Below are 15,477 nucleotides of genomic sequence, written 5' to 3' on the forward strand. Positions count from 1 at the left end.
GGTGAGGGCGATCAGCTGGACGGGGCCCATAGAAGCTGATCCCGCGTGCTCTCCGGAAGCACTCGGCGCAGCACCGGTGTGGTGGAGCTGAGCGAGGTCGCGAACGCGGCGACCAGGCTGTGCGGCACGCTGGCGCTGAACGACGCAGCCCACAGATACGGGGCCCCCATGGCCGGCTCGGCCCACGCCTGCCAGCCCATCGGCCCGTGCTCCTCCGCATCGGCTGTCAGAGCGCGGGGATCGGAGTCCTGGATGAAGGGCGGCACCTCACCAAGGCTGACACGAGCAGTGAACGTGGGGTGCACAGCTGCCGCGTGGGGCTGTTCTGCGTCGCGGAACCAGCCGTGCGCGGTGACCCCATCGATGACCGCCTCGGGACCGGCGGACGCAGCAGCGGGCCGGCCACATCCGTCGAGTGCGAGGAGGAAATCGGCGATGACCTCACCCGGGACGTCACGAGTGAAGTAGGCAGACCAGTCCGCGAGCAGACTGCTCACGTCCGAGCGGGCAGAGACCTGCCACGCGACCGGCAGCCCACCGAGGTAGAACGGCTCGTCCGGCAGCACCCACTGCGCCCACCGAAGAGCATCAGGACTGATGTGCAGGACCGTGCTGCGCATCACCTGAAGGTCCTCCAGGGGCTCATCGAGCAGACGCTGCCCTCGAATGACTGTCAGGCTCGTCCAACCGCAGTTGGCGAGGTTGTCCGCGACGGCATCGTAGAGACGACCGTCGTCGCCGGCCAGGTGTCGGGGGCCGACCCAGTACGTGGGAGGGGGGCCGCTCGCGAGGGGATCGAATGGGAAATGCGGGTTCAGGAGCGCCTCCAAGGGCATGAGGTTGGATTTTCTGGCGCCGCGGCGAAGTGGGCGGAACGACGAGGGCCGACACAGTAGAGCGAGCCATCGGCGGTGGGATGCGGGGTTACAAGATCCCTATCCTTGCTCCGAACCACGTGACCTGACGGTCTCCGGGAAGGTCATTTACGTTGGCATGCCTTCCCCCTCGTTTCCAGTCTTTCTGCGGGCTTTGCTGTCTGCCCCCGGCGAACTGGCTCGAATTCGGGAAATAATCATCCCTTTCCACGACACTCGCCGAAGTCGAATCGATATCTGAGCGCATGACCTGCCCGGTTACGGCACCGAGGTGGGCTGAGATTGGCGGGCTCCATGGGCGTGGCCAAGGCAGCCCGCTCCCATGGGCTGCTGCCATATGGGAGGGAGGAAATGGCAACGGCGGCGCCCACTACGAGTGGGCGCCGCCGTTCTCTGACCTCAGCTGTCGACCCGGGCGACCTTCCGGCCCACCTTGAGGTACAGGTCAGCGCCCTCGCTGCTGTCGACCTCGGCGAGCACGGCAGCGAGGGTCTGTTGTACCGCGGCTTCAGTGAGCGTCGTGGTGCGCTGGTCGCCACTGCTGGTCTCGCTGATCAGGCGAAGGCCGTTCTGCTTGGCGATGCGGCGGACGGCAGAAGAGCTGGGTGCGAAGTCCAGCACCTGACTGATCAGCTGGCCCAGCGTGGTCTCGGCGTGCTCCTTGAGAGAGACACCCGGGAGGTTCTGCGTGTCACCGAACGAGCGCTTGGAGAAGCGGGCGGTGAACTCCGCACGGGCTGCCTCAGCGGCCTCCAGACCGTGGAGGGCCGCCACGACCTCGCTGGCGAGGATGCGCTTGACGGCCATGGGGTGCGCGGTGCCGTCCACCAGCCGCTTGGAGACCAGCTGGATCTCGTCGTCCGTCCACTCCGTGAGCAACTTGAGGTAGGACTCGGTGACGTGGTCCGGGATGGACATCAGACGACCGTAGACCTCGTCCGGGGCGGCGGAGAGGCCCACGTAGTTGCCCTTGGACTTGCTCATCTTGGAACCGGTGCCGTCGGTGCCCTCGATGAGGGGCGTGGTGATGACGACCTCAGGGGTTTGCTCCCTGATCTCCATGACCTTGCGGCACATCTGAAGGTTGAGGAGCTGGTCGACGCCGCCGAGTTCAACGTCGGCGGTGATGGCGACCGAATCCAGTGCCATGACCACGGAGTAGACGAACTCCGCGACCGAAAGGCCGTCGCCGGCGGCGAGCCGACTGCGGAAGTCCTCCCGCTGGAGGGACATGGAGACTGGCACGCGGGCGAGGATCTCGACCAGCTCGGGGAGGCTGACCTTGTTGAGCCACTCGCCGTTGAAGCGCAGGTCGGCTCGTTCGAAGTCGATGAACGGGGTGACCTGAGCCTGGTAGCCGGAGAGGTTTGCCGCGATGTCGGAGTCGGTGAGCGGCGGACGATCGGAGGAGCGTCCGGACGGGTCGCCGATCTTCGCGGTGACGTCGCCGATGATGAACACGACGTGATGCCCCATGCGCTGGAACCGGCTCGCGATGATGATGGGCACCGAGTGGCCGAGGTGCACATCCGGCGAGGTCGGGTCGATGCCGTACTTCACGATGAACGGCCGGCCTGCGGACTGCGCAGCCGTGATCTTGTCGGCGAGGGTGGAAGCCGACGGGATCACGTTGATGGCGCGGCCTTCGACGAGAGCGGCCTGCTCCTGGGGGGAGAGGTCCGACAGGTCCAGGGAGCGCCGCGTATATGTCTCTTCCAGGAGCCGGGCGACCGTATAGTCCGCGGCCAGGTCCGATCCAGAGAGGATCTGCATGGCGCGGGTAACGGACTCGCTGAGGCGGCTCATGATGCCTGTTCGCTCCTGGATTGGATCACTGGCGGGGCCAGTAAGAAGGGGAAGCGGCAATTTTATCACCGCTGGTCATGTCCTCGTATTTGAATGATCACTTTCGGTGTCTCCGGCTCCGCTGTTATCGAGTTCTCGGAGTGGCGCTTGCGGATGGCCGGTCACCGCGCTGGCGATCGCCCTCAGCCAGGGGCGTGGCGGTGCGCAAGATCGGATGGTGCCGGCCAGCATGGCGGCGAGCGGGCGCCAGCAGGCGTGACGCTGCCCGGTCTGTACGTACGCCTCGACGCGGTGTCCGGCAGCTTGGGCATGGAAGTGGTGGGCCATCCGGCGCAGGACGCTGGCGGTGGTCCAGGCCGGGGGCTCCGCGGCCATAGTGCGCAGTCGGATGGCGAGTGCGGTACAAACGTCGGCCCGATAGCGCTGGGAGACCCCGGGGGTATGGCGGTCGGTCATGTTGTGCGCGTGGACGCGGTAGTGGACCAGGGGCACGGGGAGGACGCAGCCGTGACCCGCGTGACGCAGGGCGTGGAAGAAGATCTCGTTGACGACGGGCAGCAGCGTAAGAGCAGCCTCCCGATGCACGAGCAGGGTGCTGGTGTTTCCGCCGGGATGGGGATCGGTGACGAGGGGGCGGCCGGCCGCGTCGACGACGTACTCCCAGTGCTCGATGAAGAGCCGTTCGCCGGTGATCGCTTCAGCGCAAGCACGGAGCTTGGCGGGGTGGAACCAGTCATCGGCGTCGAGCGGGGCTACCCAGTCGCCTTCGGCGAGGAGGAAGGCGTCAGTCAGGGTGGGGCCGAACCCTCGGGAGTCGCGGCGGACGACCCGGACGGAATCTCGGTAGCGACGGCACACTTCCGCTGTCTCGTCGGTGGAACCGTCGTCGATGACGATGATCTCCTGCAGGAGATAGTCGCCAGGTTCCTGGTCGAGGCAACTGGTGATGGCACGGGCGAGGTAGCGGCCGTAGTCGTGGCACAGGATGACGCACGAGATCCGGGGTGGGGTGGTCATCGGGCACCTCCGTAGACCCCGGCGTAGGCGGCAAGGATCGCCTTGTGTTCCTGATCGCGGTGCTCCAGGAAGGTGCGGTCGAGGCGCCGGGCATCAGAGCCCGTGCGGGAACGGGCGTTCTCGACCGCCGCGAGGAAGCGTTCGCCGAAGAGGTTCGGGTGGCCGGTCGTCCAGTCGACCCATTCCGGTTCGGTGACCAGTTGCCCGTGCTGCCGGTACTGCTCGGGCAGATGGCCGGTGCGCGAGCACACAGGGAGCAGGTTCAGGTCGAAGGCAAGCTCCAGCTGTCCGGAGTGGCTCCCCCAGAGGTAGGGGAGCAGGAGTACGTCCGAGGCGAGGCCCGCGTCGGTGACTTCGTCGTCCGTGGGGTAGGGGCGCATGGACAGCCGGATGCGTGGATCGTGGCGAGCCGTCTCCAGGAGGAGGGGCACGGGGCTGCCCGGGATGAAGTCGGCGGGGCTGAAGGCGCGCAGGAGCAACCGGAGGGTGCTGCCGGGGTCGGTGACTCCGAGACTCCAGTTGACGACGGGCGAGAGTTGGTCGCGGCTCGGGCGCGAGGCGCCGAACATGAGGAAGCGAGCAGACGTGACGACCTGCTCGCGCTCCCGGCCACGGAGCGCCTCCGGAGGTACGACGTAGCCGTGAGGAATGACGGTCGCCGGCGAGGTAGTGCCGAGGAGGCCGGCCATCTCTCTGCGGGAACTCTCCGTGAGGAAGACCCAGTCGACATCCGCGCTGAGGAGGAGCCGGAGCCGTTCGGTGAATGCGGATTCGTCGCCGTGCATGGACTGAGTGTCGTGGGCGGTGAAGACGACGCGGACTCCGGATTCCGCGCAGGCGTCGAGGAGACGTTCCAGAACAGCCGTCTCCTCGATGTCGATGTGGTGGAGGTGGAGCACGTCGAGCCAGGTGAGCGGAGCGTGGGCGAGGAGCCACGTAGCGGTCACAGCTGTGGGAACGACGGCGCCGGAGCTGATCGCGGTGCCGTTGAGAATGTGGAAATCGAGTCCGTGCAGCTTGCGCGCGTACGGGGTGCGGGCCGGGACATGGACGACGCGCAGCCCTCGGCTGGGCGAGACGGTCGTGGTCACAAGTCCCCCCTCCCGAGGCCGACGACGACCAGCTGCGTGGAAAGCCCGTTGGACACGTCGTCACTGCGGGTCAGCCCCACGTAGTGGATCTCGAACCCGGAGGCGCGGAGCAGCGCCTGGAACTCGTCGCCGGCCCACTCGCGGACATGGCTGGGGTTCCGGGGAGGGCCGGGCGTTTCGTATCCGCTGCGGAACTCGCGCGCCGGGGTGGAGAAGACCGCAGCGGAGCTTCCGGCGGCGAGCAGTCCGCGTACCAGGGCCAGGAGTGGGCGAGGGTCGAGTACGTGTTCCACCACATCGGAGCAGACCACGAGGGAACGCTTGATGACTGCGGGGGCGAGGGGGAGCGCTCGGGTAGTCTCCAAATCCGCCTCGATCCACTCGCCGAAGGGATGGTTGGCGCGGCACCAGCGGAGGTTGTCGCCGACGTCGACCCCGACGAAGGACCAGTCGGGGTGCGTGGAGGCAAGGGCCGCGAGCTTGCCGGCACGGCCGCATCCGATGTCGATCAGAGCGTCGCAGCCGAGCTGCGCGGCGCGGGCGGCAGCGTAGGGGTAGACGTCGGGCTGCCAGACCGTGGCCTCGTCGGTCTTGTCGGTGAAGTACTCCACGCTGTCGCGGCTGCGGTACCCGGCCCGTATGAAGTACGAGGCGGCGTCGCCGAGCGGGAGAGTGGAGAGCACAGGTGCGGTAGGCATGTCAGGGCTCCGTCCGTCACTTCGGCCAGTGGGCGAAGAGGGTGATCAGGCGTTCGACGAGTTCCTCGCGCAGTACCCGCCACTCGCGGGAGCCGGTCCTGCGGACCGCGGTGGCGCGGTCGTAAGAGGCGCCGTCCACCTCGGGCAGGCAGGCGTACATCTGGAGCAGAGCCGAGCCCTCGTCCTCTCCGGATGTGTCGCGGTCGCCAGAGACCAGGGCCCGGATGTCGTCGGCGGGCATCGATGCGTCGAGGCCGGATCCGGGGATGCTCTTGCTCATCTTCGGCAGTCCCCCGAGGCCGGGGATCATCTTGGTGTAGATGCCGGACAGCTGGTCTGCGGGCAGGCCCCAACGTGCGGCCCCGCGTCGTGCGAGCGCCACGTACTTGTGCTCGTCGACGCCGAGCGAGACCAGGACGTGCCGGCCCTCGGTCAACAGCTGGACGAAGTCGGCGGCCATGAGGAGCGTGGCCTGCTTCATGCCGTAGGTGAGGCCGTCGAAGACACCGTGATTGCGGTAGAGACCGGAGAGGTCCTCCTCGGCCCATTGGAAGTCCTCGTCGTCCAGGTGGCGGGAGAGGAGGAAGGCTGTGGCCAGGACATTAGTGTGGCCCTCCTGGCGACGCAGCACGCCGCGCTGTTCGTCGAAGCCGAGACGGCGGATGAACTCCTCGTACTGGTCGGCGGTGCGGCGCACCTTGTCCAGCGGTGTACGTCGGGCGTTGTACGAGTCCAGGTCGCCGAGCACGATCTGCACATCGAGGCCCTGCTGCTGGAGTTTGACGGCGCGCAGGAGCTGGAAGAGGGTGCCAGCGTGCGGCGGCCCGCCGAGGCCGACGCCCGTGGTGACGATGGCGGGCTTGCCAGCCGCCACGGCCTCGGCAAAGTCGAGGGCGCCGGTGTGACACATCCACTTGGTGCGGAGGTCGTCCGGGCTCATCCCCGCCAGAGCGAAGTCGATGGTTCCCAGGCCGAGGCGCTCGTACCGGTGCTGGTCGATGACGTTGTCGTAATAGGCCGTGTCGAACTTCATGCGGACGTCTCCTCGGGTGTGATTGGCGCCGTGCGGAAGGGATCGCCCTCGCGAAGGGCGAAGGCATGGCGGACGAGGGACTCGAAGCCGTCGTCCAGGAGGTTGCCGAGCTCGGTGTTGCGGGGCGCGGCCACGCTGCCGAGGTCGGCGGTGACCGTGCCGTCGCCCAGGACCCAGACGCGGAAGGGATAGGCGTCGTCCGGCTCGCGGGTGGGCTGCGCATAGACCGGCAGATCCGGAACGACATCGCGTACGCCGTTCACCGCCTGGACGAATTCCTCGCGACTGAATCCGTAGATCCCGGCCTTGCGGGAATTCGCCCGCCCGATCGGCCTGTATTGGGAGATCAACCAGTACTCGACCGGGGTGGCCTGGGCGCAGTCGACGATTTTCTCGGCGAGTCGCGGGAGTTCGGCGAGAGAGGCAGCTGTGGTGAAGGTGTTGAAGGCCAAACGCCGATGGTCGGCGATGAGCATGGCCGTGTTGGCCTGGAAGCGGTCGAAGTAGCCCTGACCGCGGAACCAGTCGGCGCTCTCCGCGTCAGGGCCGTCGATGGCCAGGGAGTACACCGTGACGTTCTCGCGCAGGCCGGGGTAGCGGTCCTTGAGGAGAAGGCCGTTGGTGTGCAGGTTCGTGTCGAAGCCGCTGCCGTGCGCGTGCTGGAGGGCGGGCTCAAGGTGGTTGTCGTACGGCATGACCGGGTCTCCGCCGGTGAAGACGATGCGGTGCGCAGAGGACTCGGCTCGGATGCGGTCGATCACCTGGGCGATGACCGCAGGGGTGGTGGTGACCCGGTTCCGCTCGCGGTAGCAGAAGCGGCACACGCCAGGGGACGCGGTGGCCGGGGCCAGGTCCCACGCATTGCAGTCGGTGTTGAGCACCAGGTGGACGATGCCCAGCTCGTCGCGGGTCAGCACGGGATCTCCTCCTTGCGTGACGTCCGGGCGGAGGCGGCTCCGTATGCGGCCGTCGGTAGAAGTCCCTCAAGCACGTCCGGGGAGCCGCCGGTGAGCCTGATGAAGCACCGCAGGGTGCCGAAGGCCGCGTCCGTGCGCAGGATGGCTTGCGCTGTGGCGAGTCCAGCTCGGAGGGTGGGGGCGGCTTGACCGGCCACCATGAGCAGAGCCGCGTTGAGGGCTACGGCGTTGCGGGCCGACGAGCTGCCATGGCCCGCCAGAACACTGACGGCGGCGGCCACGTTCGCCTGCGGATCGGGCCGCTGGGCGATGGAGCGCAGGTCCCTGGGCATGGCCGCTGCGGCGAGGCGCACCTCCCGGGGCAGGGACGAATCGCCGAGCCCGTCTCGGATGCGGCTGGTGCGCACCGTGGCGCCGGGCAGCAGCTCGTCCACCTGCAGGGCACCGTCGACGGACGAGTTGACGACGGTCACGTCCGCCAGCCCGATACGGGTGAGGAGCTGAGCGGAGACGTCGACTGCGGGGTGCGAGAGCCCGTAGACGTAGGAAGAGCAGACGGCTGGGCTGAGCAGAGCGGGAAAGGCCAGACTGAGCGCGTGCACGGCTTGGAACCGGCCGCCGTATCGACGGTCGAACTCGGGCACCCGGTGCTCGATGGAGAAGAAGCCGAACCCGCACTCGGTGGCGATGCCGACCATTTCATCGTGCGGCACCGCGTCACAGCTTGCGCCCACCAGGTCGATGAAGTCCCGCGAGCCTGTCTTCGACGAAGCACTGCGCGAGCCGAGCTTGGCGATGTGAGCGCCGCCGGTAGCGGCGACGAAAGCCGCGGCGGAGCTGAGATTGAGGGTCTTGAAGGTCTTCTTTCCACTACCGGTGTAGCCCACGAATCGCACACCTGCGGCCGGCCGGCAGTAGTCCCAGCCGTCCCGGTCCAGGCAGGTGGCGGCCTGGACGGCGGCTTCGACTTCGGCGATTCTCGGGCCCCGTAAGAGAAGACCGGTCAGGACGCTTCCCAGCATCACGTCCCGCGTGTGGCCGTCGGGAAGGCCGAGGATGCCGAGGATGCCGCCATGGACGTCGTGGGGGTCGATGTCGGCAGGGGAATTGATCTTGTGGACCAGTGGTGGGATCTGCAAAGCCACGGTGAGCGCTCCATTCAGGTCTGACCGGTCAGGAGTCGACGGTGAGCAGGGCCTTCAGCGGCCGGTGTCTGTCCGTGCCGCGGAGATCGGCGAGTGCCTGCGGCAGATCGAGAAGCGGGTAGCGATCCTTGGTGAGTAAGTCGGCCCAACTACCGCCGTAAGTAAGGAGGGTCAGGGCGTCGCGGAAGTCGTCGCGGCCCTTCGCACGGCAGTAGGAGTACGAGCCGCGGACAGTAATCGAGCGGCGGAAAACGTCACGAAGCGGCAGGGACAGCGTGACCTGCGGTGCGTAGGCGCTTTGGACGACGACGGTGCCGCCGTCCCGAACGCAGGACACGGCCTGACGCAGCGGGGCGTCATCCTGCCCGGATGCCGCGTCCACCACGGCCTCGCATGGCGGCAACATGCCCTGGTGCACGGCAACGGGTACGTCACCGAGAGCCTGGTGCAGTCGGTCGCGACGCTCGGCGGACCGAGCGGCAAGGTGGACCTCCCACCCGGCCTGAACGGCACAGACAGCGGTGCACACGGCTATGGCGCCGGTCCCGATGACGCCGAGGCGGCCCGGTCGCATGGGGAGGCCACAGCGCACCCCGTGCAGGGCCACCGCCATGGCATCGGCCAAAACCCCGTGCGCCGGGTCGGCCAAGGCGGGGAGCCGCACGATGCTGGAGGACGGCACGCGGACCGCTTCGGCGAACCCGCCCGGCAGATCCCAGCCGACACGCTGCAGACCGTGACAGAGATGCACGTGTCCGTCCGTGCATGCGGGACACGATCGGCATCCGATCAGCGGGTCCACACAGACCCAGTCGACTGTGCGGGCAACGGTGCCGACGATCTCGTGTCCCGGGAACCACGGCCTCGGCACCGGGCCGCGCCATGACGGGCACAGCTTGGCGATGTCGCTTCCGCAGATCCCTGAGTAACGGACGTGGATCAACGTGGTGTCTTCGGTGTCGGTGGGACTCGGAGCAGCCGTGAGACGCAACGAGCCGCCGCGCACGGCCCAGGCGTGTGCCGGGGTCATCGGCCCCGCCTCGCGGTCAACACGGCGGGCACGGCCTCCACTGAAGCCACAGATTCTCCGTGCCAGGGCCTCTCACCGAAGGCGAGCCCGGCCGGGCCGCCCCGCCGCTCAACGCGCAGCGCACGAATTCCGGCCTTCCGCGCGCCCGTCAGCTCGTCGCCGCCTCCGTCCCCGCAGTAGAGGCTGCGGTGAGCCGGGACGCCGAGCTGTTCCAGCGCTCGTGCGAAGAGTCCGGGATCCGGCTTGATCGCGCCTTCCTCGCAAGAGAACACCGCGGTGGGGAAGTAGGACGCCAGAGGCGTCCTACCCCAGCATTCGGCGATCTCGGGAGAGGCGTCGCTGAGGAGTGCCAACCGGACTCCGGCACGCCGCAACGTGTCCAGAACCAGAAATACGGAGCGGTCAGCCCGTAATCGGGCCAAGGCCAAGCGCCGCAGCGTCGTCTCCACGTCGTTCACGTGGCTCTCGGCCGCACCACACCGCGATACCAGGTACGCGGCGACTTTTTCGACCGATGAGAGTCGGCCGTCGTGGCGTACACGCCAACTGGCTCCCAGGGCCGAGGCGACGATGCTGGCGCCGACCTCCATCGCTGCGGCGAACTCGCGCACCGCCGAGCTGCGTTCGGCATCGCTGGGAGCCGGCACGAGCGTGCCGAACAGATCGAAGATCACAGCCTCGCACTCGTACTCCACGGCAAGGGTGCGTTCCACTCGGTCGTTCCTTGTGCGGGGTGCGGTGGGCACGTTGCCTCCCGGTCATCGCGTCGGCCGGTCCGTCGTTTCCGCCGAATCGACGACGGGTTGGCCTGGGTGGTGTGACCGTAGAAGCGTTCTGGGCGCGCACCCTGGAAAATTCTTCCGGGGTCGTCCGGGCAAGGACGGAGAGGATCTGGCCATGCGCGGAATCAGCGACACCTTGACCATCGGCGAGCGCGTCGCGTGGTACCGACGGCGCCGCGGGCTGTCCCAGGACGTACTGGCCGGGCTCGTGGGCAGGACCACGGACTGGCTGAGCAAGGCGGAGAACAACCGCATCGAACTCGACCGGCTCTCCGTGATCCAGACCCTGGCCGGCGCCCTCGGAGTGACGGTCGGCGACTTACTGGGCGAGCCGACGCTCGTGAACTGGGGTACCGACACCGGTCGGCACGCCCTGCCCGACCTGCGTGCGGTCCTCATGGACTACCGCACGCTCACCTCTCTGTTCACTGCTGGCCGACAGGAGGGCGAGCCGATCGGACTCGTGGAACTTCGCCGGGACATATCCGCCGCAATGGACGGCTACCAGGCGGCGCGGTACGCGTGGGTCGCCGACCGGCTCCCCGAGCTGCTCGCGTCCGCGCTTGCCGCCACCCGCGCCCACCATGGCGCAAAACGCGACGAGGCCCAGCGGCTCTTGGCGCTCGCGTACCAGGCCACCGCCCAAGTACTGGGGAAGGTGGGCGAAGCAGAACTCGCCTGGATGGCCGCGGACCGAGGACTCGCCGCCGCCCAGCAGAGCGGTGACCTCGCAGTGACCGGGTCGCTGCTGAGGTCCGTAATGCACTGCCTCACCTCGACCGGCCGGTTCGACGCCGCTCTGAACCTACTGGAGGACGCCGAGACACTGCTGCGGCCGACGGATTCGGAGTCTTCCGGAGAGCAGGTGGCCGTATACGGCGCGCTGCATCTGGCTGGCGCGATGGCAGCAGCCCGCGCCGGAGACCGGAACGCCGTACGTGACATCCTCGGCCGGGCCGATCAGGCCGCTCAGCGCCTCGGGGCGGACAGCAATGCGCTCTGGACCGCGTTCGGCCCCACCAATGTCGCTATTCACACGGTGGCCACTGCCGGCGAGCTCGGTGACCACCAGATCGCAGCCGACCTCGGACAGCGCGTGGACACCAGCGGCCTCCCCGTCGAGCGGCAGGTGCGCCACCATCTCGAAATCGCCCGAGCCCTCGCGGCCCGCAACCGGGGCGACGAAGCCCTGGAGGTTCTGCTCCAGGCGGAGTCTCTCGCACCCGAGCAGATCCGTCACCACACCATGAGCCGGGAACTGGTCCTCCGCTGGATACGCAACTCTCGAGGTCGGCCTCACGGCAATCTCACCGCGCTCGCCCGACGGCTCCACGTCGTGGCCTGAAGGCATCGGCTGCGGTCGACTGCGTCACGGATAGGGTGCCCCGCATGGACCGCAGCGAATTCCTGGCCGGCAAGGCCACACCCCTCTTGGCGGCCGGCGCCCTGTTCTTCGACGAGGCCGGACACGTGCTGCTGGTCGAGCCGACCTACAAGGACTACCGCGATATCCCTGGCGGATACGTCGAGCAGGGAGAGTCACCGCTCCAGACGTGCGTCCGCGAAGTGCGGGAAGAACTCGACATCGCCCCGCCGATCGGGCGGCTCCTCGCGATGGACTGGGCTCCCTCGGAAGCGGAGGGCGACAAGATCCTTTACCTGTTCGACGGTGGAGTCCTGGACCAGGCCACCTTGAACCGTGTCGTGTTCAAGGACGGCGAGATCCGGGCGGTCGCCTTCCACCCGGTCTCCGAGATCGCGAAGCTGACCATCCCGCGCCTGGCCCGCCGGATCGGGCAGGCCGTCCAGGCGCGGCAGCGCGGCGAGACGGTGTATCTGGAGCACGGGGCGTTCCCGGGAGTTGACAGCACCCAGTAGAGACGCGAACGCCCTCCAATACGACCGGCTTGTGGAGCACAGTGGACCGTGCCCGCTCCCCCTGCTCCATGGCTTGGGCGACTCGACGGAGTCCGAGCTGATCGGTACCCGCCATACGGCCCGGCGGAGGCCGGGTCGCCGATTTGAGCGGCCAGCATGGTCTGCAGCGTCTGGTGATGGACCACGCAATTGTGCAGATCATGCTGGTCCGAGGCTGCGGATCCAGATCACGGGCAGCACATAGGTGAAGGCCGGAGAAGTAGTACAGGTACGCCGGGACGGTTCCGCAGGAGGGCGGTATTGCGGAACTCGGTAAAGTCGCCCCCCTGCAAGCCCTATTACTTCTGCTCCTCGGTTCCCTCAGCAGTAACGTCCTCGATACCGAGTTCCAGGCTCAGCTTCTCCTCAGGCGCGGCCGTGCGTCGATACTGCGGGTGGTCAAGGTCCATCTGCTTCGCGGCGTGCAGAGGGACAGGGAAACGGGAGCGGCCGTCCCAGAACTGACTCTGGTGGCAGAGCTTCGCCGTGGTGATGGCGAGGGCTTCCTCGGACACCCCAGCAGCGCAGGCGAGCGGATAAATTTCGCTGGCCGTCATGGAGTACCAGTTCTGCGGCATCTCTCCCTTACGGCGCTCCTCCTTCTTGTCGGAGAAGACGGATGCCTTGGCATCCCAACGCGTGTACTTCGAGCCCAGCCGGCCCGCCCCGTCCCCGTCGAAGGCTCGCGGAACGTTGCAGAGGATCCATGCAGGTGCGCCGAAGTCCGTGGTGACCTGGTAGAGCGTGGTCGCCGTGTCCTGCTCCACCGGCTCGCTGTCCTTGGCCTTGACAAAACGGGTGGTGCTCACCGGCTGCGGTACTTCTTCGCTTTCGATGTTGATGCGGATGACGGCCTGCGGCCTGTCATCGCGGTCCAGCGTGGTGCCGGGGAGCCAGTAGCGGCTGTTGCCGTCACCTGGCGAGCCTCCCTGTCGCATGTTCTGCAGCCCGTCCCACATCCGTCGGGAGGCCAACTCGTCCACGGTGACCACGTACGGAGTGCCGTCGAGTTCGTCGGCAAGGTCAGCGAGGGCGCGTTCGACGGTCTCGGCCGCGTCGTCCCAGCGCTGCCGGTACGTCTTCTTGTCGCCCGTTCCCTCCGGGTAGGCGCTGGCGTGGAAGGCCGGCTGGGCGAAGTGGTAAGGCTGCCACTCGGGCCGGGTAGAGCTCCACCCGAGCATGGTCCAGGTGCCACCGGTGGCTTGCGGAGGCACGAGAGCGGACGCAGTGATGACGACCTTGGGCTGGCCGAACTCCCCCTTGCGCCGGTTCTGCTGCCGTATGTGGATGCCGACGTGTGCGATGCGGTCGACCGGGTAACCCGCCTTCTCCGGCCGTAGGGCATCCGCAATGCGGTCGTCGACGATGCCGAGTGACCGGTAGAGGTCGAGAAGGGCCATCTCTGCTGGGTGATCCTTGGCCTTGGGCTTGAAGACGACACCCTTCTCGTCTTGGCCGCGGAGGTACTGGCTGGGGACGCCGAGGTCTCCGAAGATGTTCCTGGTCTGCGGCTTGGCGTCGAGATCGTCCAAACTGATCCCCGCATACTCCTCAGCCACGGCCGACGTGGGAATCTCGGTCTCACACCATGCCGCGACAAGCACCCCGTTCTGGGAGCGGATCGGTGCACCGGTGGCTGCCAGTGCGTCCCTGCGTCCGCCGGAGGGGCCAGGCTTGAGGAAGTCGGGGGCGCGGTGGAACTCCGCGACGATCTGGTCGCCGTGCAGCCGGAGTTCCTGACCGTTCCCCCGATCGAGCCCTTCGGGGTTGAGGTCGAAGCTCTTGCAGAAGGTGTCAAGCATCCGGAGCCGGGTGTCGTCCTGGTACCAGAGGCAGACGATGCGCAGTTTCTTGAAGCCTGCGGCCTCGACTGAGGCGAAGATGGCTTCCGGCGTGGGGAAAAGGGTGCCGCGCTTGCGGATCGGACCCAGTGTCTTCGGCTCCGGATGTGCCTCGCGCTCAGCCTTGCGGCGGAGGTATTCCGTCTTCGAGATGTTCTCGGGGTCCGTCGGCCGGTGCGGCAGGCTCATCCGTACCTCACGTGCCTCCAGCGGCACGGCATCGGTGTCGAAGACCGTGGTGAAGTGCTGGTGCAGGAGCCGCAGGTGCTGCATGCCGGGACCGGTGCCGACGGGGAAGGAGAAATTCTTCGGCAGGATGGGCCACACCTGGCCGGGGTGCTCGCTGGGGAAGCGGGGCGGCTCCTTTCCCTCCGCTTTTGCCTTTGCCGCCTCGGCGAGCAGCTTCTGCTCCGCCTGCGACCGCTCATCGATAGCGCGCAGGACTGAATAGTCCATCTCCAGGCGGCCAAGGGCCTGCAGCGCAAGGCGGTTGATCGTGCGAGCACCGCCGCGGCCGTTGAGGGTGACCTCAAGGAGCGGGTGGTTCTCGCCGGGCTGCTCAGCGAGGGCGGTGTTGGAGAAGACCAGGGAGGAGGAGATCCGGGTTACCCGTGATGTCAGCAGCAGTACGGGGTTCGCGACGTTGGGCAGCGTCTTCAGGTTGAGGGCCGTTCGGGAGAGGGCGTAGCGACCGCCCTGCTCGTTCGTCCAGGGGTCGTCGAAGGCGACCAGGCCGCCGGTGGTGTCGGGCCGCAGCTTGACGGTCCGGCTGTCGGAGATGGCCCAGGGCTCGGTGGCGAGCTGTTGGGAGAGCTGCCAGGCAACTGTGCGGTAAAGCCAGTTGGGGGCCGTGGGCTGAGTGTTCTTCGTGGTCTGGAGGTACGCGGCTAGCGAGTACGTGTGTTCGGGGGTGCCAGCGAACCGCTTGGCGAGCTCGGGAGGAGCGGTGAGGTCGATGGTGCTGACGTCCTGGCCCAGGGCGAGGTGATAGGCGAGGGTGAACACACGGCGGAGCAGCTTGTCGTCGAGGGGTTGGAGGGAGGCGAGGAACGGGGCGCGGCGGTCGGGTTCGAAGTAGACGTAGCCGCCACTGGTCATGTTGAGGACGGTGGTGGCGATGGAGTAGGGGGCCTGGGCCGCGTCGTTCCTGAACTTCTTCTTGCAGAGCCTGTCGAAGTCGTCCCAGAGCTTCCAGGTCGCCTCGTCGAAGTGGCGCACGTGGACTGCGGCGTCGCCGACCAGTTCCGGGGTGCAGCGGAAGGCGAGGGTGTTCAGGTACTTGCCGGGTTCACGGTCCTGCTGGGTCACGTGTCCTCTTCCGTCTC

Annotated in this window: 13 protein-coding genes; 2 read left to right on the forward strand and 11 right to left on the reverse strand. The window is 67.5% G+C overall.

Going from position 1 to position 15,477, the window contains the following annotated elements; genetic code table 11:
* Nucleotides 1-11 precede the first annotated feature (11 nt).
* The 10 genes from ACIOJD_RS20865 to ACIOJD_RS20910 form a co-directional block, all read right to left on the reverse strand.
* Nucleotides 12-830 (reverse strand): DUF317 domain-containing protein, encoded by an 819-nt coding sequence (locus ACIOJD_RS20865; protein WP_401915710.1) that lies wholly within the window; start codon nucleotides 828-830, stop codon nucleotides 12-14.
* Between the two features lie 444 nt (nucleotides 831-1,274).
* Nucleotides 1,275-2,681 carry a tyrosine--tRNA ligase gene (tyrS, locus tag ACIOJD_RS20870; RefSeq protein ID WP_401915713.1) on the reverse strand — a complete coding sequence of 469 codons (1,407 nt, stop codon included), beginning with the start codon at nucleotides 2,679-2,681 and terminating at the stop codon, nucleotides 1,275-1,277.
* A gap of 75 nt (nucleotides 2,682-2,756) precedes the next feature.
* The gene (locus ACIOJD_RS20875) at nucleotides 2,757-3,698 is read right to left on the reverse strand and encodes a glycosyltransferase family 2 protein (RefSeq protein ID WP_215101902.1); all 942 of its coding nucleotides are present in this window, start codon (nucleotides 3,696-3,698) and stop codon (nucleotides 2,757-2,759) included.
* On the reverse strand, nucleotides 3,695-4,789 hold the full coding sequence (locus ACIOJD_RS20880) for a hypothetical protein (protein ID WP_401915716.1): 1,095 nt from the start codon (nucleotides 4,787-4,789) through the stop codon (nucleotides 3,695-3,697). The genes ACIOJD_RS20875 and ACIOJD_RS20880 overlap by 4 nt, the downstream gene beginning before the upstream one ends.
* Nucleotides 4,786-5,487: a class I SAM-dependent methyltransferase gene (locus ACIOJD_RS20885; protein WP_401915719.1), complete on the reverse strand. Its 702-nt coding sequence runs from the start codon at nucleotides 5,485-5,487 to the stop codon at nucleotides 4,786-4,788. The genes ACIOJD_RS20880 and ACIOJD_RS20885 overlap by 4 nt, the downstream gene beginning before the upstream one ends.
* Before the next feature lie 16 nt (nucleotides 5,488-5,503).
* Nucleotides 5,504-6,520 carry a hypothetical protein gene (locus ACIOJD_RS20890; RefSeq protein ID WP_401915721.1) on the reverse strand — a complete coding sequence of 339 codons (1,017 nt, stop codon included), beginning with the start codon at nucleotides 6,518-6,520 and terminating at the stop codon, nucleotides 5,504-5,506.
* Nucleotides 6,517-7,437: a radical SAM protein gene (locus ACIOJD_RS20895; protein WP_401915724.1), complete on the reverse strand. Its 921-nt coding sequence runs from the start codon at nucleotides 7,435-7,437 to the stop codon at nucleotides 6,517-6,519. The genes ACIOJD_RS20890 and ACIOJD_RS20895 overlap by 4 nt, the downstream gene beginning before the upstream one ends.
* Nucleotides 7,431-8,582 carry a hypothetical protein gene (locus ACIOJD_RS20900; RefSeq protein ID WP_401915727.1) on the reverse strand — a complete coding sequence of 384 codons (1,152 nt, stop codon included), beginning with the start codon at nucleotides 8,580-8,582 and terminating at the stop codon, nucleotides 7,431-7,433. Before ACIOJD_RS20900 ends, ACIOJD_RS20895 begins: the two co-directional genes overlap by 7 nt.
* A 28-nt stretch (nucleotides 8,583-8,610) precedes the next feature.
* Complete coding sequence (locus ACIOJD_RS20905; RefSeq protein ID WP_401915730.1) at nucleotides 8,611-9,612, reverse strand: zinc-binding dehydrogenase; 1,002 nt, start codon at nucleotides 9,610-9,612, stop codon at nucleotides 8,611-8,613.
* The gene (locus tag ACIOJD_RS20910) at nucleotides 9,609-10,325 is read right to left on the reverse strand and encodes an HAD family hydrolase (RefSeq protein WP_401915733.1); all 717 of its coding nucleotides are present in this window, start codon (nucleotides 10,323-10,325) and stop codon (nucleotides 9,609-9,611) included. Before ACIOJD_RS20910 ends, ACIOJD_RS20905 begins: the two co-directional genes overlap by 4 nt.
* Nucleotides 10,326-10,509: 184 nt before the next feature.
* On the opposite strand from ACIOJD_RS20910, the gene ACIOJD_RS20915 reads away from it, so the two are divergent.
* On the forward strand, nucleotides 10,510-11,739 hold the full coding sequence (locus tag ACIOJD_RS20915) for a helix-turn-helix domain-containing protein (RefSeq protein WP_401915736.1): 1,230 nt from the start codon (nucleotides 10,510-10,512) through the stop codon (nucleotides 11,737-11,739).
* A 44-nt stretch (nucleotides 11,740-11,783) separates the two neighbouring features.
* Complete coding sequence (locus tag ACIOJD_RS20920; protein WP_215101922.1) at nucleotides 11,784-12,272, forward strand: NUDIX hydrolase; 489 nt, start codon at nucleotides 11,784-11,786, stop codon at nucleotides 12,270-12,272.
* Between the two features lie 338 nt (nucleotides 12,273-12,610).
* On the opposite strand, the gene ACIOJD_RS20925 is transcribed toward ACIOJD_RS20920, so the two are convergent.
* Nucleotides 12,611-15,460, reverse strand: coding sequence for an RNaseH domain-containing protein (locus ACIOJD_RS20925; RefSeq protein WP_401915738.1), 2,850 nt, complete (start codon nucleotides 15,458-15,460; stop codon nucleotides 12,611-12,613).
* Between the last annotated feature and the right edge of the window lie 17 nt (nucleotides 15,461-15,477).

Source organism: Streptomyces sp. NPDC088116 (assembly GCF_044741745.1).
Taxonomy (GTDB): domain Bacteria; phylum Actinomycetota; class Actinomycetes; order Streptomycetales; family Streptomycetaceae; genus Streptomyces.

Bases quoted from the DNA above. Each gene is read 5' to 3' on its own strand.
- ACIOJD_RS20915 (WP_401915736.1), top strand. From the start codon at position 10,510: ATGCGCGGAATCAGCGACACCTTGACCATCGGCGAGCGCGTCGCGTGG.
- ACIOJD_RS20905 (WP_401915730.1), bottom strand. From the start codon at position 9,612: ATGACCCCGGCACACGCCTGGGCCGTGCGCGGCGGCTCGTTGCGTCTC.
- ACIOJD_RS20890 (WP_401915721.1), bottom strand. From the start codon at position 6,520: ATGAAGTTCGACACGGCCTATTACGACAACGTCATCGACCAGCACCGG.
- tyrS (WP_401915713.1), bottom strand. From the start codon at position 2,681: ATGAGCCGCCTCAGCGAGTCCGTTACCCGCGCCATGCAGATCCTCTCT.
- ACIOJD_RS20885 (WP_401915719.1), bottom strand. From the start codon at position 5,487: ATGCCTACCGCACCTGTGCTCTCCACTCTCCCGCTCGGCGACGCCGCC.
- ACIOJD_RS20920 (WP_215101922.1), top strand. From the start codon at position 11,784: ATGGACCGCAGCGAATTCCTGGCCGGCAAGGCCACACCCCTCTTGGCG.
- ACIOJD_RS20875 (WP_215101902.1), bottom strand. From the start codon at position 3,698: ATGACCACCCCACCCCGGATCTCGTGCGTCATCCTGTGCCACGACTAC.